This is a genomic window from Labrys sp. (in: a-proteobacteria) (assembly GCF_047605565.1).
Classification (GTDB): domain Bacteria; phylum Pseudomonadota; class Alphaproteobacteria; order Rhizobiales; family Labraceae; genus Labrys; species Labrys neptuniae.
Genome location: NZ_JASGFM010000043.1, coordinates 1 through 22297, shown reverse-complemented (window position 1 = coordinate 22297; position 22297 = coordinate 1). Strand labels below are relative to the sequence as shown.

Below are 22297 nucleotides of genomic sequence, written 5' to 3'. Positions count from 1 at the left end.
AGCAGAATGCCGGCCCAAGGGCCGGCATTCGATGAGATGGATTCGAGTGGATCGAGCCAATCAGATCATCTGGCTGATCGACTGCTCCCAATTGTTGGTCGCTGCCATCTGGCGCGGGTCGACCAGGGCCAGCAGGGCCCGCTCGGCGCGGCTCACCCGACCATCGTGCTGGATGCGCCGGTTCAGCCAGGCACTATCGCGATCGGCCAGAACGACGGGCGTAGCCAGCGAACGGCCGCCCGTATTGCTCGGCTGGTTGGTCGCCAGCAGATGGGCCTGAATGGTCTCGGCAAACAGCCCGTCCCAGGCCGGGTCCTCGCTGTTGCAGCCTTCGGCCATGTCGAACAGCATCTCGGCTTCCTGGCGCGAGACGATACGACGCTTGGCGCCCTTCTCGACCTGGAAGAGGCGGGCCATGTTGGCGATGTCCTGCGTATCGATCACGCGGGAGAAATGGATGCGGCCCTTGGCGGCCGGTCCCTCACCGGTCATCGCGGCATGCTGGATCTGGTGCAATGCGAAGCTGGCGAGATCATCCGGTACGCTGTCGGCCTGTTCGACCAGGTGGATCAGCAGGCCGAGCTCGGCGGCATTGGCCACCAGTCCCTCGCCGCCATCGAGCATCGAAAGCACCCAGGCTCCCTGCTCCTTGGAAATACTGCCCTTTGGCTCGTTGCGATCCAGGACGAAAGCCGTCAGCATTTCCTCGAAGAGGGCGTTGAAACCCTTGTTGCGCCCGGCCAGTACGCCCTGAAGCGCAAAGAGTGCGTCGGCATCGGCGGCCTGGAGCTGCACGCCGTCCTGCCAACGCTGACGCATTTGCTGGACTTCGGAATCCTCGATCGAACCGCGCTCCAGGGCGGGTTGAATCAGAGTTGCGATAGGTGACGTCACCATAGTGTCGTGCCTTGCCTTGGTTTGCGCCAAACTCGCGGCGCCTCATGATGCCAATTTGAGCCTGGACCACTCAAAGTGGCGTTAATGAGTCTCACCCTAAGGGCCGCACATGGCCAAAGAATGTGCGGTTCGCCACAATCCTGTGGCAATGTCGGGCCGAAATCCGATCATTCACAGCTTCTGGCTTGGCGGCCACCAAGGGGTCGACGATAGAGCCGATGTAAAGAGGCCGATCCGTTACACCCGATATCTATCTGATATCAAACCCTTTTCAGGGTTCAGCCATGCCGCTGCCGCAGGCCTGCCCTGCGAGGCGCGCTTCGCAGGGCAGGCCTGCGGGAAACGCTGCGCGCGGGATTCACCATGTTTTGTCATTTTCCCCTACGGCAAGCAGAATAACCGATAGGGCCGCCTCACTATAGCGGGATGTTGTCGTGCTTCTTGCGGGGAGCCTCGACATGCTTGTTACGCAGCATGGCAAGGGCCCGTGCCACGCGCTTGCGTGTCTGGGACGGCTGGACCACTTCGTCGATATAGCCGCGCTCGGCGGCGACGAAGGGCGAAAGAAATCGGTCTTCGTAGCCCTTGACGTGCTTGGCGATCTTTTCCGGGTCATCCATGTCCTGGCGGAAGATGATCTCCACGGCGCCCTTGGCCCCCATTACCGCGATCTGGGCCGTCGGCCAGGCATAGTTGACGTCGGCCCCGACATGTTTGGAGGCCATGACGTCATAGGCACCGCCATAGGCCTTGCGGGTGATCACCGTCACCAGCGGTACCGTAGCCTGCGAATAGGCGAACAGCAGCTTGGCGCCATGCTTGATCAGGCCGCCATATTCCTGCGCTGTGCCGGGCAGGAAGCCGGGAACATCGACAAGGGTGACGATCGGGATCTCGAAGGCGTTGCAGAAGCGCACGAAGCGCGCGCCCTTGCGGCTGGCATCGGAATCGAGCACGCCGGCCAGCACCATCGGCTGGTTGGCGACGATGCCGATGGTGCGCCCCGCAATGCGCGCAAAGCCCGTGATGATGTTGCGTGCGAACGTCGACTGGATCTCGAAGAAGTCCCCCTCGTCCGCCAGCTTGGTGACGAGTTCCTTCATGTCATAGGGCTTGTTGGGATTGTCCGGCACCAGCGTGTCGAGCGAAGGCTCGAGCCGTTCGATATCGTCGAAGGACGGGATCTCCGGCGGTCCCTCGCAATTGTTGGCCGGCAGGAAATCGATGAGCCGGCGCATCTGCAGCAGAGCCTCGACATCGTTCTCATAGGCGCCATCCGCTACGGAGGAGCGTACGGCATGCACGGATGCGCCGCCGAGTTCCTCGGCCGTCACCGTCTCGTTGGTGACCGTCTTGGTGACGTCGGGGCCAGTGACGAACATGTAGCTGGTGTCCTTCACCATGAAGATGAAGTCGGTCATGGCCGGCGAATAGACGTCCCCGCCCGCGCAAGGCCCCATGATCAGCGAAATCTGCGGGATCACGCCGGAGGCCAGCACGTTGCGCCGGAAGACCTCGCCATAGCCTCCCAGCGCTGCCACGCCTTCCTGGATGCGGGCACCGCCGGCATCGAACAGGCCGATGATCGGCGCCCGATTCTTCAGCGCCATGTCCTGGATCTTGTTGATCTTGTTGGCGTGGGTCTCCGACAGCGAGCCGCCGAACACCGTGAAATCCTTGGCGAAGACGAAGACTTTGCGGCCATTCACCGTGCCCCAGCCGGTGACGACGCCATCGCCGGCGATGTGGGTGCGATCCATACCGAAATCGACGGCGCGGTGCTCGACGAAGGCATCGAATTCCTCGAAGGAGCCAGCATCGAGCAACAGTTCCAGGCGTTCGCGTGCGGTGAGTTTGCCCTTGGCGTGCTGCGCGGCAATGCGCTTTTCGCCGCCGCCCAGCAGGGCCTGGGTGCGGCGCGTGTCGAGTTCGGCCAGGATATGCTTCATGAAGGGCGCTTCCCGCGGCTCTTGTTGGAACCTGCCGCGCCTTGTTCCATACAGCGATATCGCCCGGATTTCACCGTGCTCGGCCATTCCCCGGGGAAATTCCACAGGAACCGGCGCTCGCCGGCGCAAAACGCAACTTGAGCAGGAGAGCCGCAGCCAGAGTGACGGCGGCCAGCGCCAGCGAGAAAGCAAGCGCTCCCTCGGGACCCCACCAGTCGATCGCACGGGCATAGATGACCGGCGCCCCGGCCGAGACGACGAAGCTGGGGGCGAGAAGGCGGCCGGTGACAGCCCCATAGGCGCGATGGTCGAACAGGACGAGCGGGACCGTGCCGCGTGTGATCGTTGCGAGGCCGTTGCCGGCGCCATAGCCGAGTGCGAACAGCATGGCCGCCGTGAGTGAATAGCCACCGGCAAATCCGGCGGCGAAGGAAAGCGGCAGCAGGGAGCATGCAAGCAGATTGAGCGCGAGCGGATGCAGGCGCGTGCCAAACAGGATCTCGGCCAGCCTGGCGCAGGACTGGCCGATGCCCCGCAGGGTGGCGACCCAGACCGCCGAGGCCTGAGCGAGGCCGAGCCCCGCCAGGATGGCGATCATGTGGGAGGACATGCCGGCGTTCAGAAAATTCATGATCGTGGTGATCAGCGCGTAGAGCACACCGGCGAGCAGGAGCTCCGAACCAGGCCGGTCAGCCCTCTGCCGGGACGTGTCGACATCGGGCACCGGCCCAACAGGGCGCCGGACGGCAGGCAGTGTCAAGGCAAGCGGCACCGTCGCCAGCATCAGGCCGGCATAGACGAGCACGGCTCCTCGCCAGCCTAGGCTGTCGGCCAGCGCCGTCCCCAATGGCCAGAAGGCAGTGGAAGACAACCCGCCCGGCAGCGTGATCTGCGCCATCGCCCGGCGCGCCTCGGCTCCACCGGCCCGCGCCAGAGCGGCAAAGGCGGCATCATAGAGCGTCAAGCGCATGGCAACGCCCAGGACGAGCCAGGCGGCGAAGTAGGCCGGCAGAGAATGGCTGAAGGCGAGCCCGACACAGGCCAAGGATGCGAACACCGATCCGGTCGCCATCATGCCGCGACCGCCATGCCGATCGATCAGCCGTCCGCACAGCGGCGAAACCAGCCCCATCACCAACAAAGCGAGGGCGAAGCCGCCATAGACGATGTCGCGCGACCAGCCAAGGTCGGCTGCCATCCGCTCACCAAAGCCGCCGACCAGATAATAGGTCGCGCCCCAGGCCACGAACTGGAACAGGCCGAGGCAGAGCACGGTGTGGCGGGGAATCACCGCCTGGCCTCGCCGTCGAAGGGTAACCCGCCGTTCCCGATTCCGAGCGGACGCTGCATCAGCACGGTATCGACCCAGCGCCCGAACTTGAAGCCGACCGACGTCAAGACTCCCACCTCCGAAAACCCCAGGCGCCGGTGCAAGGCAATCGATCCGGCATTGCCGCTATTGCCGATCACGGCCAGCATCTGGCGCCAGGGGCCAGCCTCGCAGCGGGCGATCAGTTCCTCGAGCAGGAGGCGGCCAATGCCCCGCCCGCCCATGTCAGGGGCGACATAGACGGAATCCTCGACGGTGTAGCGATAAGCCGGCCGCGGCCTGTAGGCCGTGGCGTAGCTATAGCCGACCACGCGCCCCTCCATCTCGGCCACGAGATAAGGCAGTCCCTGGGCCAGGACGCCATGGCGGCGCGCAACCAACTCCTCCAGGCTCGGCGGCACCTCCTCGAAGCTTGCCAGCCCCTGCAAGACGTGGCGGGCATAGATTGGCTGCACCGCTGTCATGTCCTTCTCACGGGCGTCCCGCACGAGAACGGCCGCTGCATTGGCGGTTGGATCCATTCGATTCGCTGTCATTGCCGTCGCCTGATTGCATTTCTTCATAGCAGGATCGCCCGTCCCCGCCACCGGCAGCCCAACCAGCGCTTCCAGTCTGGTAAGGCCGATATCCGCAAGCAGTCGATCGTCGAGCTCGCGCAGAGCGGCCCGCTGATGCAGGCGTGACCGGGGAGACAAAGCGAGATAGCGCCCGCCTTCCCGGACGGCTGCTACGCACGCTGCCTGAAGCGACAGGCGTCTTGCCATCCTATCTTCTCTCTGGCTCGTGAAACCCGCCGTATTGTCTTCCTCCGTCTCGGATAAAGGAAGCTTTGGAAAATCATGCTAAGTATAAGAAAATCTTTGACATGAGAACGACTTCGATATGGACCGGCTCAACCTCGATCACCTCAAAACCTTCGCCGATGTCGTCGAACTCGGCAGTTTCTCGGCGGCAGCCGATCGGCTGAACCTGACGCAACCCGCCGTCAGCCTGCAGGTCCGCCAGCTGGAGCGGCGCCTCGGTACGATGCTGATCGAACGCGTCGGCCGCAAGGCGAGGCCGACTGCAGCCGGCACGGAATTGCTGCTGCATGCCGCCCGCATCGATGCCGCCGTGCAGGCCGCGCTCGAAGCGGTGGCTCGCCAGAGCGAAGGGGTGATGGGGACGGTGCGCATCGGCACCGGCGCGACAGCCTGCATCTTCCTGCTGCCGTCCCTGCTCCAGCGCCTGCGGCGACGTCATCCCCGACTGGAGATCGTCATCACCACCGGCAATACCGGCGAGATCGCCCGTGCAGTCGAGGACAACAGGCTCGACCTTGCCTTGGTTACCATGCCCGTCTCGAGCCGCTCGCTCGAGCTCGAGCCGGTTCTGGAGGACCCTTTCATGGTCATCGCGCCGCCGCAGACCCAACTGCCTGTGCCAGCTTCTCCTGTCACCCTCGCCGAATTGCCGCTACTGCTGTTCGAACCCGGCGGCAATACGCGGCGCCTCACCGATGAATGGTTCGCGCAAGCCGGCCTGTCACCGCGTCCCGTGATGTCGCTCGGCAGCGTCGAAGCGATCAAGGAACTGGTAAGGGCGGGCCTTGGCTGCTCGATCCTGCCGGGCATCGCCGTTCACGGCGACGCGGCCTCCGGCGCCTTGACCGTACAGCCGCTCTCCCCGCCCCTGTCGCGCGTGCTCGCCATCATCGTCCGGCGCGACAAACCCCTGCATCGCGGGCTCAAGGAAATCCTGGGAGCCCTGCGCGAACTATCCGGCTCACCACCTGCTTCCGCAACGTCCGACGCCATATGAGAAGATTAACAATTTGTAATCAGCTACATCGAAGCGCCTTTGCTGGTAGCGGCGATGTCCAACCTCCCGGAATTGGCGGTCTACGGAGCACAGTTGCATTCGCCCACATGAAATCATCGCCCTGTCGAGACGTGAGCTCCAGTTGGCGACGACAAATCGTCGTGCAATAGTCTGAGCAAGCCTTTGGCGCCGGCTTCCCATCCGTCGGCGCGTATTCGGAATGGAGAGCCGTTCAAAACGACAACAATGAACGCATCCGACTGTCCGGATCTTTCGAAGGCCTGCATCCAGGGAGGATCGTATGACCAAGATTCGGACGACCGGCGAAGGACAATCGTCCCGCCGTAAATTCCTCGGCGAGGCCGCTGCCGTCGCGGCCGTCGCCATTGCGGCCCCATCCATCGCGCGGGCGCAGACCCCTACCAGCATGCGCTGGCAGAGCACGTGGCCGGCCAAGGATATCTTTCACGAATTCGCTCAGGACTACGCCAAGAAGGTCAATGACATGACTGGCGGCGAACTCAAGATCGAGGTCTTGCCGGCTGGCGCCGTGGTTCCGGCTTTCGGCCTGCTGGACGCCGTGTCGAAGGGAACGCTCGACGGCGGCCATGGCGTGATGGTCTATCACTACGGCAAGCAGACCGCCTTGGCCCTGTGGGGCTCAGGTCCTGCTTTCGGCATGGACGCCAACATGCTGATGGCATGGCATAAATATGGTGGTGGCAAGGAGCTGCTCGAAAAACTCTATGCCTCGATCGGCGCCAATGTCGTCTCCCTGCCCTATGGCGCCATGCCGACGCAGCCGCTCGGCTGGTTCAAGAAGCCTGTCGGCAAGCCGGAGGATCTCAGCGGCCTGAAATTCCGCACCGTCGGCATCTCCATCGACGTGTTCTCCGGCATGGGCGCGGCCGTGAATGCCTTGCCCGGCGGCGAGATCGTCTCGGCGATGGACCGCGGCCTGCTCGACGCCGCCGAATTCAACAATGCCTCCTCCGATCGTGCCCTGGGCTTCGCCGACGTCTCGAAGGTGTGCATGCTGCAGAGCTATCACCAGAATGCCGAGCAGTTCGAAATCCTTTTCAACAAGACCAAATATGACGCCCTGCCCGACAAGCTGAAGGCCATCATCGCCAATGCCACGGAGGCCGCCTCCCAGGACATGCAGTGGAAAGCGATCGACCGCTATTCCCAGGATTATGCCGAGTTGCAGTCCAAGAACGGCGTCAAGTTCTACAAGACGCCCGAAGCGCTTCTGAAGAAGCAGCTCGAAGTCTATGACGAGGTGGTGAAGAAGAAGGCGGCCGACAATCCCCTGTTCAAGGAGATCCTGGATTCGCAGATCGCCTTCGCCAAACGCGCTGCGCGCTGGGAGCAGGATACGGTGGTCAATCGGCGCATGGCCTTCGATCACTATTTCGGGGCCAATGGCGCCGCAAAGAAGATCTGACGCTTCTGCGGGCACATGCCTGGCGCGGCTCTCAGGGATCGAGGCGCCTGCCTTAGTCATGCCCGGGCTTGACCCGGGCATCCAGGCTTTTCGTAATGGCGGTCGAAAGGTCGCGCAATTGCTTTCGCCATTACGCCAAGCACCTGTACCGTCGACCGGTCCCCGTTCATCGACGCGGCAGCCAAGCCGCATCGGCTCCTCCGTTTCCCCTCCGGCCGGACAGTCGCATGCATACTCAGCGTTTACTTCACGGGATCGACGCAATCAGCACCTGGGTCGGCAAGGCAGCGGCCTGGCTGATCATCGCCCTGATGCTGCTGGTGTGCGCCGAGGTCTTCAAGCGGTACATCCTGAACCAGCCGACCGCCTGGATTTATGACGCCAGCAATATGCTTTACGGCTCGTTGTTCATGCTGGCCGGCGCTTATGCCCTGGCGCAGAACGCCCATGTCCGCGGCGACTTCCTCTACAGCTCCATGCGCCCGCGCACCCAGGCGAGCTTCGACCTCGTGCTCTATCTCGTCTTCTTCCTGCCCGGCATCGCGGCCCTGGTCTACGCCGGCTATGACTATGCCGCCGCGTCCTGGCGCATCGGCGAGCATTCGAGCGTCACCGCCGACGGGCCGCCGATCTATCACTTCAAGACGGTGATCCCGATCGCCGGTGCCCTGGTCATGCTGCAGGGCCTGGCCGAGATCACGCGCTGCGTTCTGTGCCTCAGGAACGGGCAATGGCCGGAGCGGCTCAAGGACGTCAACGAGATCGACGTCGTCGGCGAACAGCTCGAGAACAGCCAATATGTCGATGCCAAGGAGCGCGAGGCGGCCATCGCCGCCATGCAGCGCATCGATGAGGCGGCGCGCCAGCGCGGCATGGGCGGAGAAAAACCGGGCGGAGAGAAACCGGGCGGAGAGCAACCCTGATGAGCGATCCCGCACTCGGCCTTCTCATGCTCGGCCTCATCGTGGTGGTGATCATGATGGGCTTTCCGACAGCCTTCACCCTGATGGGGCTCGGCATCTTCTTCGGCTTCTACGCCTATTACGACCCCGCCCAGCACTGGATGGACAACCGTGTCTTCGACCTGATGGTCCAGCGCAGCTACGGCGCCATGACCAATGACGTCCTGATCTCCATCCCGCTCTTCGTGCTGATGGGCTATGTGATGGAGCGCGGCGCGCTGGTCGACAAGATGTTCTATTCCATCCAGCTCTCCTTCCGGCGCCTGCCGGCGGCGCTGGCGGTGACGACGCTGATCGTCTGCACCTTCTGGGGCATTGCCAGCGGCCTGGTCGGAGCGGTGGTGGTGCTGATGGGGGTGATCGCCCTCAATCCGATGCTGCGCGCTGGCTACGACGTCAGGCTCGCTTCCGGCGTGATCACCGCCGGCGGCACGCTCGGCATCCTCATCCCGCCCTCGGTGATGATCATCGTCTATGCTGCGGTCGCCGGCCAGTCGGTGGTCAAGCTCTATGCCGCCGCGATGTTTCCAGGCTTCTTCCTCGCCTTCCTCTATCTGATCTACATCGTCGGTTGGGCGCTCCTCAATCCGCGCATCGCCCCGACCTTGCCGGCTGACCAGACCAAGGTGCCGGTCCCGGCCTGGATGCCGCGTTTCCAGGCCCTCTACACGCGGAACATGCCGGCGGGCCTGCTGCGAGCCCTGTTCTCGCCCCGGCGCGCCTTGGCCCTGGACACCGAAACCGGCCGGCTGACCTATTGGCAGATCCTCAAGAATTTCGCGGCCACGCTGGTACCCCTCGCTTTGGTCGCCGGCACGCTTGTCCTGGTGTGGTGGTATGTGGTCATCCACGGCCAGGCCGGCACCGAAGCCAGTGCCGCAGCCGGCCTCGAGCAATTGGGCTCGGCGCCCGAACAGCTCGGCGGGCCCGAACCGCTGGGAGGCCCAGAGCCGTTGGGAAGCCCAGAGCCGCTCGGCACACCGGACTCCAGTGGCCAGGCCGCCCCGGTCCAGGGCGGACCCGCGACCGCCTTCTTCGTGACCTTCGGCATCATCGCCGCCATGGCTGCGGTGATCCTGGCACGCTATTACCGTGCCATGGGGCCGGAACGGCTCGAGGTCATCAAGTTGCTCACCTCATCGGTGATGCCCCTCGCCATCCTGACCGTGCTGGTGCTGGCGGTGATTCTGTTCGGCATCACCACCGCTACCGAATCGGCGGCCGTGGGGGCGGCCGGTGCCTTCCTGCTCGCTTTCAGCGCCCGCACGCTCAACTGGAAACGCACCAAGGAGGCCGTGTTCCTCACCGCCAAGACCACGGCGATGGTGTGCTGGCTCTTCATCGGCTCGGCCGTCTTCTCTGCCGTCTTCGCCATTCTCGGCGGCCAGGCCCTGATCGAGCAATGGGTGCTGTCGCTCAACCTGACGCCCCTGCAGTTCATGATCCTGTCGCAGGCCATCATCTTCCTGCTCGGCTGGCCCCTGGAGTGGACCGAGATCATCATCATCTTCGTGCCGATCTTCCTGCCGTTGCTGAAGCATTTCGAGATCGATCCGATCCTGTGGGGCGTCATCGTCTTCGTGAACCTGCAGGCCGCCTTCCTGTCGCCCCCTGTCGCGATGTCGGCCTTCTATCTCAAGGGCGTGGCGCCGTCGCATGTGACGATCAACCAGATCTTCGCCGGCATGATGCCTTACATGCTGATCGTCATCGTCTGCATGGTGCTGATGTATCTGTGGCCCGGCCTGACGCTCTGGCTGCCGCAATATCTCTATGGCCGGTGATTTGGTGCCGACCATCGATGCAAAGGCTCGACTCGGGTGCCATTGCGCTGTAGTGCGACGTTCATCATCGTCCTCAACAGGAAATTGCCATGTCGAGCCTGGCCGAACTGCGCCCCGATGCCCTCGCTGCCCTCCATGGCGAACTGACGCGCGAATATGAGGCCTTGAAAGACCGCAAGCTCTCCCTCGACATGACGCGCGGCAAGCCAGCGCCCGAGCAGCTCGACCTCGCCGAAGGCATGCTCGCTTTGCCCGGCAATCGCGACCACCTCAGCGAGGCCGGCGAGGATACCCGCAACTATGGCGGCCTACAGGGCCTGGCCGAGGTACGCAACCTGTTTGCCCCGGTGCTCGGCGCACCCGCCGCCCAGGTCATCGTCGGCAATAATTCCAGCCTGGCGCTGATGCATGACGTCCATGTCTATGCGCTGCTGCGCGGCGTCCCCGGGGGAACGAAGCCCTGGAGCAAGGAAGAGGAGATCGCCATCCTCTGCCCGGTACCGGGCTATGATCGGCATTTCGCCCTGAGTGAATCCTTCGGCATCAAGCTCATCCCGGTGCCGCTCACCGGCGAAGGCCCCGACATGGACGAAGTCGAGCGCCTGGCTGCCGACCCGAAGGTCAAGGCGATCTGGTGCGTGCCGCAATATTCCAATCCGAGCGGCGAAACCTATTCGGATGCCGTGGTCGAACGCCTGGCGCGCATGAAGACGGGTGCCGCCGACTTCCGCATCCTGTGGGACAATGCCTATGCCCTGCACCATCTCGGCGAGACCAGGCCGCATCTTGCCAACATCCTGGAGGCCTGTGCAGCGGCGGGCCATCCCGACAGGCCGATCGTGTTCGCCTCGACCTCGAAGGTCACCATAGCCGGTGCGGGCCTCGCCTTCATCGCCGCCTCGCCCGCCAATGTGCGCTGGTATCTCGACAATGCGAGCAGGCGTACGATCGGGCCCGACAAGCTCAACCAATTGCGCCATGTCCGCTTCCTGCGCGACCTCGACGGCATTCATGCCCATATGGAAAAGCACCGCGCCTTGATCGCCCCGAAATTCGCGGCGGTGGAGGAGGCTTTCGAGCGTCGGCTCGCCAGCCACGGCTTCGCACGCTGGACCAGGCCTGCCGGCGGCTATTTCATCATCCTGGACGTGATGGAGGGCACGGGCTCCCGCGTGGTCGCCCTCGCCAAGGCGGCCGGCCTGGCGCTTACCCCGGCTGGTTCCACGCATCCCTATGGCAAGGACCCCGAGGACCGGACCTTGCGTATCGCACCGACCTATCCGAGCCTCGCCGAGGTGAAGCTGGCCGCCGACGCCGTGGCGCTCTGCACCCTGCTGGCAGCGTGTGAAAAGCGCATGGCGGGCTAGGACTTCCTGGGACCGCCGGCATCCTGCCGGCCTCTTGGAACCGCTGCGCTTGCAGGAAAGGAAGAGCCGGCAGGATGCCGGCGGTCCCAGGATTACCGTCCCAATGCCAGCAGGCGCGAGGCGGCTTCCATTTCGCGCCAGCGCCAGGCTCGACGCTGTTGCGCCTCTTCGTCCTGGCCCCAGAGCTGGGCCTGATAGTCTTCGTCGACATGGGCCGCGGCCCAGGCGGCCTCGGGCTCCAGATAGCCTTCGGCCACTGCCAGCGCCAGAATGACAGAACCGGTCAGCGTGGTTATGGCATGGAGACTGGACAACCCGAATTCATCATAACAGGCAACAGCCTTGGCAATGGCTGCCAACGCTTCCGGAGGCTGCTGCTTGTGCTGGATGCCATGCGTGACGATAAGCCTCGCGCCCAGACGGTCGGCCGCCCAGGCCAGCACGGGATCCCAGGCCTCGTTCTGGCGACGAACCAATTCCTCTGGTTGATCCACCCGATAACATAGGAGATCCGAGCCGCCATATTTGGAGATCTCGTCGATCACGGCCTGCCGCGAGGTGCGCACCCCGTCGATGGCGGAATTGGCGATGCGGGTGATCGGCATGGAGAAGGGGTCGATATGGCTCCCCTGCCCGTTCCACTCCGCTGCGGCCGCCGCGGCCATTTCAGGCTTGGAAAAGGCCAGCAGGGACTTGGCAGGCGTGTGGGCGACGCGCCCATCGAGCGCCACGGCATGCTGCCCGTCCTGCTCGACCACGTTCGCCTCGCTGTAGAAGCGCTTAGGCAGTTCGGGCTTCATGCCCTTCTGGGCGGCATGCATAGGATCGGGCGTGGCGCCATCGCGGAACCAGTCGCCGTAAAAATCACGATCGCTCATTGCGACTCGGCCACCTTGAAAGCTTCGACCAACGGCAGCAATTGGCCGAAGTCGTCGATGATATGGTCCGCTCCCGCCTCGGTGAGGTCTGAAACCGGGTGATTGCCCCAGGAAACGCCGATGGTGCGCGCGCCGGCGCTACGCCCCATCAGGATGTCGAAGCTGGTGTCGCCGATCATGATGGCATCCTCGGGACGCAGGCCCACTTCGCCGGCTCCCTGCACGACCATGCCGGGATCGGGCTTGGACGGCGCGGTGTCAGCGGTCTGGATGGTGGCGAACAGCCCTTCCCAACCGAAACTCTCAAGGATGCGGTCGACGCCACGGCGTGACTTGCCGGTCGCAAGGCCCAGGATCACATCATCGCGCCGGCGCAGCTCGGCCACCGCCTCCGCCGCGCCCGGAAACAGCGGCGGCGCGAAGGCAGGATCGTTGACGCGGGCGAGGAAGGCTTCGCGATAGAAGCCGGCAGCCTTTTCGATGTCGTCGGCACTGGTGTCGTCGCCGAACAGGCGCTGGATTGCCGGCACCAGCGAGAGCCCGACGATGCTGAGCATCTCCGCACGCGGCAGCGGCGGGCGCCCCATGCCCTTGAAGGTCTCGACCAGGCAGGCATGGATCAGATGCTGGCTGTCGAGCAGCGTGCCGTCAACGTCGAACAGGACAAGTTTCACGTCTCAATCCTCCGGAGCGTCGACGATGGGATCATAGGCCGATGTATCGAAGCCCAGAATCTCGAAGCTCTGCTTCATATGCGGCGGCAGGGGCGCAGTGACGTCAAGCGTGCCGCCGCGCGGATGCGGCAGCGTGATGCGGCGCGCATGGAGGTGCAGCTTCTTCGGCAGTTCCTCCGGCACGTTCTCCATGGCTTCCCCATATTTCGGGTCGCCAATAATGGGATGGCCGATATGGGCGGTGTGCGCGCGCAGCTGATGGGTGCGGCCGGTCACCGGCTTGAGCGAGAGCCAGGACACCGAATTAGCAGCCCGGTCGACCAGCGAATAATAGGTGATCGAATGCACGGCCTCCTCGTCGCCATGCTTCATCACGCGCACCTTCTCCCCGTCCATGCCGAGCTGCTTGGACAGGAACAAGGAGATGCGGCCCTGCTTGGGTGCGGGCACGCCCTTGACCAGCGCCCAATAGATCTTGCGGGCCGAGCGGGTGCGGAAGATGGCGCCGAGATCGGAGGCCGCCTTGCGCGTCTTGGCCAGCACAAGCACGCCGGAGGTGTCGCGATCGAGGCGATGGACCAGGCGAGGCTTTTCGCCATCCGGCCCGGCCAGGGCGGCCAGCATGCCGTCGACATGACGCTCGGTGCCGGAGCCGCCCTGCACGGACAGGCCATGCGGCTTGTTGATCACCAGCACGTCCCTGTCCTCGTGCAGGATCAGGGAGCGGATGAAATCGGCGTCCTTCTGGCTCTGCGCCGAGCGCTTGACGCTGGTGATCGCCGGATCGGAACGCGGCAGCGGCGGTACCCGGATGGACTGATCCTTGGCGAGGCGGTCATTGGTCTTGGCGCGCGCGCCATCGACCCGGATCTGGCCGGAGCGCAGCAATTTCTGCAAATGGCCGAAGGCGAGGTCCGGGAAATGCGTCTTGAACCAACGGTCGAGACGCATGCCGTCCTCATCGGCGGTGACGATACGGGTTTCGACCAGAAAGGACATCAAGGTTCCGACACGTGATTAAGGGATTGCGTCCCTATAAAGCAGCGCAGCGCCCCTGTCTGCCGTAAATCTCCCAAAGGCGCGTTGCTTGCCAGCCGAACGCTCAGCTGGGCCGACTTGCATGGGCAGCGGACCGGAACGGCGCCGCGCATGTCGTTGCTAAATATGGCGCGCATTGGCACAATCCCTTTTCAAAAGCTGATCTGATGAAAGAATGTACCGAATGCGCATTGTGACATGTCTTCCGCTGTTGACGCTTGCTGCATTCGCGCTCGGCAGCACGACTAACCAAGGAAATGCTGGTCAGACATCAAAACACAGGGCCCAATGCGCAGGGTTTGGCTTTCAAGAAGGTACGGATGCTTTCGCCAATTGCATGATGCAACTGTCGCTGCGGCAACAGCGCGACCAGCCCCCGGATCACGATACCGTCGTTCAGCGCTACAGAGACCTAAGTATGCGCCGACAGGGCGATGAGCGTTATCCCGTCTGCAGCGCCGCCAACATGGACGCCGAACTCGACACGTCGATCAACAAGTGGGTTGGCCCCAATTGCCAGTTGGCGCCGGATTAGGACATCGTCCCATTGCGTCCGGCACCCGCGGGAGAAAGGTTCCGACCTGCCGTAACCGAACTCGATCCGGCTATCCAGAAGCCCCCTGTGCAACCGGCCAAGCGCTGGATTGCCGTGTCAAGCCAGCAAAGCTGAACGATACCCGGGTGAGCCGCAGTGCAGCTAGGCTCCGGCTTCCAGGCCCTCGATGCCCGGCAATCCTTCACAGCAATCGGCCACGAAGAAATTCACGAAGGCGCTGGCCTTACTGGCGGCGATGCGGCAGCGCTGTACCCGGCCCTGCCGCTCTTGCGTCATCAGGCCCACGGCCAATAATTGCGCGATATGATGGGCCAGGGTCGATTTGGGAATACCGAGTTCCCTCTGGATGTCGCCGACGGCAAGGCCATCATCCCCAGCCTTGATCAGCAGCTGGAAAATCTGAAGCCTGTGCGGGTGGCCGAGCTCAGCCAAGCACCGCGCCGCATCGTCAAACGCCATATCCGCCAGCGCCATTGTGTTTTCGTGCGCCTCCAAAATGCTTCAGGACCGTCCAGGAATCGGCGAGAGAACGCCGCCGCCTTTGCCAGAAAGGATCGGCCCGGTCGAAAATTTTTTCAATATCGCTTCTCTCGATACCGATATCCCGCAATACCCGGTCACTCAGCCCATCGAAGTACTCGATATTGGCACGGCGCTGGCGCTCCGCAAGCAAATCTCCGAGAATGTCCTTGATCCAGCCAAACATGGTCGCCTCCTGAATAGAACCATAGTTCCGGAAATGTAGTCCTATTTTTTGAATTTTCAAGGAGGCTGCAATGAAGCAAAGCGACGACAGGGCGATACGCGCCAGCGGCGGCTGCCTGTGCGGGTCGATACGGTATGTCGTGCGCGGCGCGCTGGCGGACGTGAAGGCCTGCCATTGTCTGATATGCCGGCGTCTACACGGCCATTGCTGCGCCTATACGGCCTGCGATGCCGCCGATCTCGAGATCCTGCCTTCCACGCGGCTGCGCTGGCATCGCGCGTCGCCAATGGCCCGGCGCGGCTTCTGCTCCAAATGTGGAGCGCAGCTTTTTTCGTTCGGCAGCGGACGCAGTCATGTTTCCATCATGGCTTCGAGCATTGACGAACCCACAAGGCTCAGGCTGGTCAAGCATGTCTGCGTGAACCAGAAGGGCGATTATTACGAACTTGCCGATGGCTTGCCCCAGGAGGGCGGGCGAGATCCGCAAAGCGGGTGTTGAGAATAGCGCGCCCCTGCCGCCTCAGATCTGACGACGAGCGACACCAAAGGAAAGTTGACGATGCCGACGAGCCAGGAACGTCCCATACGAGCGACAGGCGGCTGCCTGTGCGGATCGGTGCGCTATACCATCCGTGGCGCCGTGCGTGACGTCTGGGCTTGCCACTGCATCCTGTGCCGGCGGCTGCACAGCCATTTCGGGGCCTATGCGGCCTGTGACCCTGCTGATCTCGAAATCGCGCCGACCAACAAGCTGCGCTGGTATCGATCGTCGCCGACGGCGCGTCGCGGTTTCTGCTCCAAATGCGGCGCCCAGATCTTCTGGGACGGCAAGGGCAGCGACCACATCTCCATTGCAGCGGGAACGCTCAACGAACCGACCGGCCTCAAACTGATCAAGCATATCTGCGTGAATCAGAAGGGCGACTATTACGAGATTGCTGATGGCTTGCCGCAGGCGGGGCAAGAGCCCGATCGTCTATGAACGGATCGGCGCACCGGCCTTGAGGACGTCGCCCAGCACATCGCCAATGCGCCTCGCGGCACTCGTCAGGACGTCCGGCTCAAATCCCGAGAAGCCGAGCACGAGGCCCTGACGAGCCGGCGCATCCACATACATCGGCGACAAGGCCCGCGCCCCGACGCCTTCGGCAAGCAGGCTGCGGACCAGATCGCGATCACCGGCCGAAGCAGCCAAAGCCGCCACCAGATGAAGCCCATGCTCCGGCACGGCAAAGTCGAGCATACCATCGCAGTGATCGCGGAGTGCCGTAACGAACTCGTCCCGCGCGGCCTGCACGCGCCGCCGGGCCCGGCGCAGATGGGCTGCGAAATGGCCATCGTTGAGGAAATCGGCCGCGGCCCCCTGCACGAGGCTAGGTGGCTGCCTGTCGGACAGGGTCCTCAGGCGCAGCACCCTGTCGAGCAAGGCCTCCGGCAGCACCGCATAGCCGATACGGATGCCCGGGAACAGGACCTTGGAGAACGTGCCGAGATAGACGACCCGACCGGCGCCATCCATACCCTGCAAGGCGGTGAGCGGCGGGCCCGAGAAGCGGAATTCGCTGTCATAGTCGTCTTCGATGATCCAGGCATCGTTGCGATCAGCCCAGTCGATCAGAGCCAGGCGGCGGCGCATGGTCATGGTGACGCCGAGCGGAAACTGATGCGAGGGTGTGACGTAGACGAGCCGCCCGCCGCCCCCGAGATTCTCGCCTCCGGCGGCGTCGATCCCCTCCCCGTCGACGGGCACGCCAATCAGCTTGGCGCCCGCGGCTTCCAGCGTGGCCCTGGCCAGCGGATAGCACGGATCCTCGATCCAGGCGACGTCACCCGGCTTGAAAACGGTGCGCACGACGAGATCGAGCCCATGCATGGTGCCGGTGGTGACGACGATCTGCTCGGCATCGCAACGCACGCCCCGCGCCGCCCGCAGATAGGCCGCAATGGCTTCCCGCAACTTGTTCCCGCCGCGCGGATCACCATAGCGAAAATGTTCCGGTCCCGGCTGGGCGAGATTTCGCGAGAGCAAGCCGCGAAAGACACGCATGGTCTTGCCGTCGATGCTGGCCACGCCCAGTTCGCAAGGCAGGGCCGGCGAGGCTGAAACCTGCCCAGGCTGGCTGGCAGCTCGCTCCGAGACTTTCGGTACCTGTGCCGCCACGAAGGTACCCGCTCCGATGCGTGCCTCGACGAAGCCGTCGGCAACGAGCATCTCGAAGGCGGCAACGGCAGCGGCTCGCGACAGGCCGAGGCGCTTGGCGAGGTCACGCGTCGTCGGCAGCTTGGCGCCCGGTCGTGCCAGTCCGGTCTCGATTAGTCTACGCATGGCAATATAGAGCTCGCGCCTGCGCGGGCCCCGCCCCGGCAAGACGGGCATCAGGGTCGACCAATCCGGCAAATTGGTTCGAATTTTTTTAGCCAAATTGGATCTTTCCTGAACCAATACGATGACGCACCCTGCGCATGTTCATCGTTGAAAGCAAGGCACCATGAAAGAACAGGAAGCAACAAAGGAGCGTTTCGCCGTCACCGGGCGCAATCGATTGAAGCGGCGGCACGATCGTGGCCGTTATGATCATGAGGCCGTCTATGCCGTGCTCGATGCCGGTCTCCTGTGCCATGTCGCCTATGTCATCGATGGGCAGCCCTATTGCACCCCCACCATTCACTGGCGCGCGGGCGATTGGCTCTATTGGCACGGCTCCTCGGCCAGCCGCATGCTGCGCAATCTCAAAGGCGGTACGCCGGTCTGCCTGACGGTCTCGCATCTCGACGGCTTGGTGCTCGCACGCAGCGGCTTCAATCATTCGGCCAATTACCGCTCGGCGATCTGCTTCGGCACCGCCCGCATGATCGACGATCCGGATGAGAAGGCGAAGGCGCTGCTCGGTGTGGTCGATCGCTTTTTTCCCGGCCGAGCTGCGGAACTGCGCCAGACCCATGCGCAGGAATCGAAAGCAACCACGGTGATCGGCATGCGCATCGAGGAGGCCTCGGCCAAGGTGCGCGCCGCCGGCGTCGGTGACGACGAGGAGGATTACGGCCATCCGGTCTGGGCCGGCGTCTTCCCTGTCCAGACGGTGATCGGCGCCAGCGAGGCCTGCCCGCGCCTGCTGCCGGGCATGGCAAAGGGCGCCGGCCTGGCAGGTTATCTGGCCGGCCGACGACTCGACGAAGCCTTGCTTGAAGCGCAACACCTCTATGAAGGTGAAGAGGAAGTAGCAGAATTGGCAGACTGAGCGACCGATCCGGGATCGCAGGTGTCTCGCCTGCCCTTGGAAACGTCGCGTGTTGAGGAGAGGAAGGTGCCGGCGGGGCGCCTGCGGCCCAGGAAGGCTAGCCTTCCCCCCGCTCCCGCCGGATCTTGTCCCAATACTCCAGCCGCTTGCGGATCTCGCGCTCGAAGCCGCGCTCGACCGGCTCGTAGAACTGGCGCCGCCCCAAAGCATCCGGGAAATAGTTCTGGCCCGAAAAGGCTTCGGGCTCGTCATGGTCGTAGCGATAGCCCTGGCCGTAGCTCTCGGCCTGCATCAGCTTGGTCGGCGCGTTGAGGATGATCTTGGGCGGCATCAGCGAGCCCCCCTCCTTGGCAAGGCGCATCGCCGCCTTGTAGGCATTGTAGGCGGCATTCGACTTCGGGGCCGTCGCCACATAGATCACGGCCTGGGCGATGGCGAGTTCGCCCTCCGGGCTGCCGAGGAAATCATAGGCATCCTTGGCGGCATTGGCGATCACCAGCGCCTGCGGATCGGCGAGGCCGATATCCTCCACCGCCATGCGCACCACCCGCCGCGCAATGAACAGCGGATCCTCGCCGGCATCGAACATGCGCGCGAGATAATAGAGCGCCGCGTCGGGATCGGAACCGCGCACCGATTTGTGCAGGGCCGAGATCAGATTGTAGTGGCCATCGGCCGACTTGTCATAGATCGGGGCCCGGCGCTGCAGCACCTGCTGCAGCTTGGCCGCTGTGAAGACCTCGCCGGGCTTGGCCGCGCGCCAGGCTTCCTCGGCCAGGGTCAAGCTGGCCCTGCCGTCACCGTCGGCCATGCGCACCAGCACCGCCCTCGCTTCCTCGTCGAGAGGCAGCTTCCTGCCCTCGACTTCCTCGGCATGGGCGAGGAGACTCAAGATCGCCGCCTCATCCAGGGCATTGAACACCATCACCCGGGCCCGCGACAGCAAGGCCGCGTTGAGCTCGAAGGATGGGTTTTCGGTGGTGGCGCCCACCAGCGTCACGGTGCCGTCCTCCATCACCGGCAGGAAGCCATCCTGCTGGGCCCGGTTGAAGCGATGGATCTCGTCGACGAAAAGCAGCGTGCCGCGCCCCATCATCCGCCGCGAGCGCGCCGCCTCGAACACCTTCTTCAGGTCGGCGACGCCGGTGAAGATCGCCGAGATCTGTTCGAAGGCGAGATCGGTCTCGCCGGCCAGCAGGCGTGCCACCGTGGTCTTGCCGGTGCCGGGCGGGCCCCAGAAGATCAGGCTGCCGACCGAGCCCGACGCCAGCAGACGCGTAAGCGCGCCCTCGGCACCGACGAGATGATCCTGCCCCGCCACCTCGGAGAGGTGCTTGGGGCGCATCCTGTCGGCCAGCGGCCGTGGCGCGCCCTTCTCCAGTCCCGCTGCCGCAAACAGGTCCGACATCATCCCCCCAGGATCGTCGAGATTTGCTGGCCATCCCTGACGATGGTGATGCGCCACAACCGTCGCGGTTCCTGCACCAAGGCGTCCAACGCCTTTGCATCATCGACCTTCTGGCCGTTGATGACCTGGATCACGTCCTTCTTCTGAAAGCCGAAATTGGCCGCGGCGCTGTCGTCCTCGACATTGGTGACCACCACGCCGTTGGTGTCGAGCGGCATGCCCAGGGTCTCAGCCATGGCCGGCGAGAGATTGGCGACCGTGGCGCCGCTGAGCGGCGAGCGGCCCTGCAGCACGGTCTCGTCCCGCGGCGTGGTCTCGGGCGCAGCCGCAAGCTTGACCGAAACCTTGAGCCGCTCGCCCTTGCGCAGCACATCGAGCTGCGCCTCGCCCCCCAGGGGCTTGGTCGCGAAGCGATAGCCAAACTCGTCGGGATCGGAAACGGCAGCGCCGTCGACGGCCAGCACGACATCGCCGGTCTGCAGGCCCCCCTCGGCTGCCGGCCCGTTCTTGGCGACCTCGGTCACCAGGGCGCCGCTCGGCCGCTCCATCGATAGCGACTCGGCGATCTCGGACGAAACGCTCTGCATGCTGGCGCCGATCCAGGGGCGCAAGACCCGGTCGGAACCGGCCTGCGCAGAGGCCACCACCACCTTGACCATGGCGGCGGGGATTGCAAAGCCGATGCCGATATTGCCGCCCGAACGCGAGACGATCGCCGTGTTGATGCCCACCAGCTTGCCGTTGAGATCGACCAGCGCGCCACCGGAATTACCCGGATTGATGGCGGCATCGGTCTGGATGAAGGACTGGAAGTCCGACTGGCCGACCTGGCTGCGCGCCAGCGCCGACACGATGCCTGAAGTCACCGTCTGGCCGACGCCGAAGGGGTCGCCGACGGCGAGCACCAGATCTCCCACCTGCACCTTGTCGGAATCGGCGAAATCGAGGGTGGCGAGGTCACCCTTCACCCCCTTGAGGCGGAGCACGGCGAGGTCGGCGCGCTGGTCCTTGAGGATGATGTCCGCATCGAATTCCCGTTTGTCGGACAGGGCGACACGGACCTGCGTGGCATTGGCGATCACGTGATAATTGGTGACGATCATGCCGTCCTTGGCGACGATCACGCCCGAGCCGAGCGAGCGCTCCACCCGCTCGCGCGGTGCCGCTCCGCCGCCGAAGAACTGGCGGAAGAAGGGATCGTTGAACATCGGATTGGCCTGCGCCTTCTCGACATGCTGGGCATAGACGTTGACCACCGCCGCCGTGACGCTCTTCACGACCGGGGCGAAGGACAGCTTCACCTGTGCCGCGCTTTCGGGAACGACGCTATCCTGGGCTTGCGCCGGCACGAGGCCCGCCAGAAGCACGAAAGCGGCATAGGACAGTCGACGCATGGATGAACTCCGAGTGGTACGGCTTGATCGGTTTCGCAGACCCTTCTGGACCAGATCATGCGCAAAGCCAATGGTACAAATGTGGTCGTCTGGAGCGCGGACTTCCAGTCTGCCTTGCAAAAACGAAAAAGGGGCGGCGCTTGCGCACCGCCCCTTCAAATTCTGGATCCGCGATCGAACGATCAGGCCGCTTCGGCCTGGTCCTCGGCGACCGGACCGGAGTCCTGGCCCTTGGCCGAGACGTCGCGATCGACGAACTCGATCACGCCGATCGGCGCGGAATCGCCATGGCGGAAGCCGGCCTTCAGCACGCGGGTGTAGCCACCCTGGCGGTCCTTGTAGCGGGTCGCCAGCACGTCGAAGAGCTTCCGGACGATGGTCTCGTCCTGAAGCGTCGCAATGGCCTGGCGGCGGGCATGCAGGTCGCCACGCTTGCCGAGGGTAACCAGCTTCTCGACGATCGGACGCAGGTCCTTGGCCTTGGGAAGCGTGGTGACGATCTGCTCATGCTTGATGAGCGAAGCCGCCATGTTCTCGAACATCGCCTTGCGGTGTTCGGCGGTACGGTTGAATTTGCGGTGAGCCTTGCCGTGACGCATTGCCCTGTTCCTTCAAGTTTGGCAGCGCGATGCGCCAGATCAATAATGTTCTTCGAAGCGCTTGGCGAGCTCTTCGATGTTTTCCGGCGGCCAGCCGGGCACTTCCATGCCCAGATGAAGACCCATCTGAGCCAGCACTTCCTTGATCTCGTTCAAGGACTTGCGGCCGAAGTTCGGCGTACGGAGCATTTCCGCTTCCGTCTTCTGGATCAGATCGCCGATATAGACGATGTTGTCGTTCTTCAGGCAGTTTGCCGAACGGACCGACA

The 22297-nt window shown here is 63.8% G+C and carries 23 protein-coding genes and 1 pseudogene; 9 read left to right on the top strand and 15 right to left on the bottom strand.

The window, feature by feature from the left end; genetic code table 11:
• Positions 1 to 60: 60 nt before the first annotated feature.
• The 5 genes and pseudogenes from QM672_RS27260 to QM672_RS27240 all read right to left on the bottom strand — a co-directional run.
• Positions 61 to 897, bottom strand: a complete 837-nt coding sequence (locus QM672_RS27260; RefSeq protein ID WP_311938623.1) for a hypothetical protein — start codon at positions 895 to 897, stop codon at positions 61 to 63.
• Positions 898 to 1313: 416 nt separating this feature from the next.
• Positions 1314 to 2846: an acyl-CoA carboxylase subunit beta gene (locus QM672_RS27255; protein ID WP_311934480.1), complete on the bottom strand. Its 1533-nt coding sequence runs from the start codon at positions 2844 to 2846 to the stop codon at positions 1314 to 1316.
• A 70-nt stretch (positions 2847 to 2916) separates the two neighbouring features.
• Positions 2917 to 4137 carry an MFS transporter gene (locus tag QM672_RS27250; protein ID WP_311934478.1) on the bottom strand — a complete coding sequence of 407 codons (1221 nt, stop codon included), beginning with the start codon at positions 4135 to 4137 and terminating at the stop codon, positions 2917 to 2919.
• Positions 4134 to 4712 carry a GNAT family N-acetyltransferase gene (locus tag QM672_RS27245; RefSeq protein ID WP_367626855.1) on the bottom strand — a complete coding sequence of 193 codons (579 nt, stop codon included), beginning with the start codon at positions 4710 to 4712 and terminating at the stop codon, positions 4134 to 4136. Before QM672_RS27245 ends, QM672_RS27250 begins: the two co-directional genes overlap by 4 nt.
• Before the next feature lie 102 nt (positions 4713 to 4814).
• Positions 4815 to 4940: pseudogene (locus QM672_RS27240) on the bottom strand (hypothetical protein); the annotation flags it as partial.
• 118 nt (positions 4941 to 5058) lie between these two features.
• Here QM672_RS27240 and QM672_RS27235 point away from each other — a divergent pair.
• The 5 genes from QM672_RS27235 (at position 5059) to QM672_RS27215 (ending at position 11536) form a co-directional block, all read left to right on the top strand.
• A complete protein-coding gene (locus QM672_RS27235) occupies positions 5059 to 5976 on the top strand; it encodes a LysR family transcriptional regulator (protein WP_415086385.1) in 918 nt (305 codons plus the stop codon).
• Positions 5977 to 6277: 301 nt separating this feature from the next.
• Complete coding sequence (locus QM672_RS27230) at positions 6278 to 7423, top strand: TRAP transporter substrate-binding protein (protein WP_376717642.1); 1146 nt, start codon at positions 6278 to 6280, stop codon at positions 7421 to 7423.
• Positions 7424 to 7650: 227 nt separating this feature from the next.
• Positions 7651 to 8346 (top strand): TRAP transporter small permease subunit, encoded by a 696-nt coding sequence (locus QM672_RS27225; protein ID WP_311934474.1) that lies wholly within the window; start codon positions 7651 to 7653, stop codon positions 8344 to 8346.
• The gene (locus QM672_RS27220; RefSeq protein WP_415086382.1) at positions 8346 to 10169 is read left to right on the top strand and encodes a TRAP transporter large permease; all 1824 of its coding nucleotides are present in this window, start codon (positions 8346 to 8348) and stop codon (positions 10167 to 10169) included. The genes QM672_RS27225 and QM672_RS27220 overlap by 1 nt, the downstream gene beginning before the upstream one ends.
• Before the next feature lie 89 nt (positions 10170 to 10258).
• Positions 10259 to 11536 (top strand): aminotransferase, encoded by a 1278-nt coding sequence (locus QM672_RS27215; RefSeq protein WP_367626852.1) that lies wholly within the window; start codon positions 10259 to 10261, stop codon positions 11534 to 11536.
• A 92-nt stretch (positions 11537 to 11628) separates the two neighbouring features.
• Here QM672_RS27215 and QM672_RS27210 read toward each other — a convergent pair whose 3' ends face one another.
• From QM672_RS27210 to QM672_RS27200, 3 genes are read right to left on the bottom strand one after another with little or no spacing between them, the layout of a single operon-like run.
• Positions 11629 to 12414: an ATP12 family chaperone protein gene (locus QM672_RS27210; RefSeq protein WP_415086380.1), complete on the bottom strand. Its 786-nt coding sequence runs from the start codon at positions 12412 to 12414 to the stop codon at positions 11629 to 11631.
• On the bottom strand, positions 12411 to 13088 hold the full coding sequence (locus tag QM672_RS27205) for an HAD-IA family hydrolase (RefSeq protein WP_415086378.1): 678 nt from the start codon (positions 13086 to 13088) through the stop codon (positions 12411 to 12413). The genes QM672_RS27210 and QM672_RS27205 overlap by 4 nt, the downstream gene beginning before the upstream one ends.
• A 3-nt stretch (positions 13089 to 13091) precedes the next feature.
• On the bottom strand, positions 13092 to 14087 hold the full coding sequence (locus tag QM672_RS27200) for an RluA family pseudouridine synthase (protein WP_367625749.1): 996 nt from the start codon (positions 14085 to 14087) through the stop codon (positions 13092 to 13094).
• 223 nt (positions 14088 to 14310) lie between these two features.
• On the opposite strand from QM672_RS27200, the gene QM672_RS27195 reads away from it, so the two are divergent.
• Positions 14311 to 14661 (top strand): hypothetical protein, encoded by a 351-nt coding sequence (locus QM672_RS27195; RefSeq protein ID WP_415086376.1) that lies wholly within the window; start codon positions 14311 to 14313, stop codon positions 14659 to 14661.
• Positions 14662 to 14823: 162 nt separating this feature from the next.
• Here the strand turns inward: QM672_RS27195 and QM672_RS27190 are convergent, their stop codons facing one another.
• Complete coding sequence (locus QM672_RS27190) at positions 14824 to 15156, bottom strand: ArsR/SmtB family transcription factor (RefSeq protein ID WP_415086374.1); 333 nt, start codon at positions 15154 to 15156, stop codon at positions 14824 to 14826.
• Positions 15131 to 15388 carry a DUF1127 domain-containing protein gene (locus QM672_RS27185; protein WP_311934466.1) on the bottom strand — a complete coding sequence of 86 codons (258 nt, stop codon included), beginning with the start codon at positions 15386 to 15388 and terminating at the stop codon, positions 15131 to 15133. Before QM672_RS27185 ends, QM672_RS27190 begins: the two co-directional genes overlap by 26 nt.
• Before the next feature lie 70 nt (positions 15389 to 15458).
• Between QM672_RS27185 and QM672_RS27180 the strand changes: the two genes are divergently transcribed.
• Together QM672_RS27180 and QM672_RS27175 are read left to right on the top strand one after the other, a co-directional pair.
• Positions 15459 to 15887, top strand: a complete 429-nt coding sequence (locus QM672_RS27180) for a GFA family protein (RefSeq protein WP_415086371.1) — start codon at positions 15459 to 15461, stop codon at positions 15885 to 15887.
• A gap of 60 nt (positions 15888 to 15947) precedes the next feature.
• Positions 15948 to 16370 carry a GFA family protein gene (locus QM672_RS27175; protein ID WP_311934464.1) on the top strand — a complete coding sequence of 141 codons (423 nt, stop codon included), beginning with the start codon at positions 15948 to 15950 and terminating at the stop codon, positions 16368 to 16370.
• Here QM672_RS27175 and QM672_RS27170 read toward each other — a convergent pair.
• Positions 16365 to 17765, bottom strand: a complete 1401-nt coding sequence (locus QM672_RS27170; RefSeq protein WP_367625745.1) for a PLP-dependent aminotransferase family protein — start codon at positions 17763 to 17765, stop codon at positions 16365 to 16367. The genes QM672_RS27175 and QM672_RS27170 overlap by 6 nt on opposite strands.
• A gap of 112 nt (positions 17766 to 17877) precedes the next feature.
• On the opposite strand from QM672_RS27170, the gene QM672_RS27165 reads away from it, so the two are divergent.
• Positions 17878 to 18627, top strand: a complete 750-nt coding sequence (locus QM672_RS27165; protein WP_367625744.1) for a pyridoxamine 5'-phosphate oxidase family protein — start codon at positions 17878 to 17880, stop codon at positions 18625 to 18627.
• A 97-nt stretch (positions 18628 to 18724) separates the two neighbouring features.
• Here the strand turns inward: QM672_RS27165 and QM672_RS27160 are convergent, their stop codons facing one another.
• From QM672_RS27160 to QM672_RS27145, 4 genes are all read right to left on the bottom strand, one after another.
• Positions 18725 to 20035 carry a replication-associated recombination protein A gene (locus QM672_RS27160; protein ID WP_415086432.1) on the bottom strand — a complete coding sequence of 437 codons (1311 nt, stop codon included), beginning with the start codon at positions 20033 to 20035 and terminating at the stop codon, positions 18725 to 18727.
• Positions 20035 to 21429 (bottom strand): Do family serine endopeptidase, encoded by a 1395-nt coding sequence (locus QM672_RS27155; RefSeq protein ID WP_311934458.1) that lies wholly within the window; start codon positions 21427 to 21429, stop codon positions 20035 to 20037. Before QM672_RS27155 ends, QM672_RS27160 begins: the two co-directional genes overlap by 1 nt.
• A 182-nt stretch (positions 21430 to 21611) precedes the next feature.
• Positions 21612 to 22028 (bottom strand): 50S ribosomal protein L17, encoded by a 417-nt coding sequence (gene rplQ / locus QM672_RS27150; RefSeq protein WP_068292128.1) that lies wholly within the window; start codon positions 22026 to 22028, stop codon positions 21612 to 21614.
• A 39-nt stretch (positions 22029 to 22067) separates the two neighbouring features.
• On the bottom strand, positions 22068 to 22297 hold a 230-nt coding region (locus QM672_RS27145), incomplete at its 5' end, for a DNA-directed RNA polymerase subunit alpha C-terminal domain-containing protein (protein WP_415086367.1).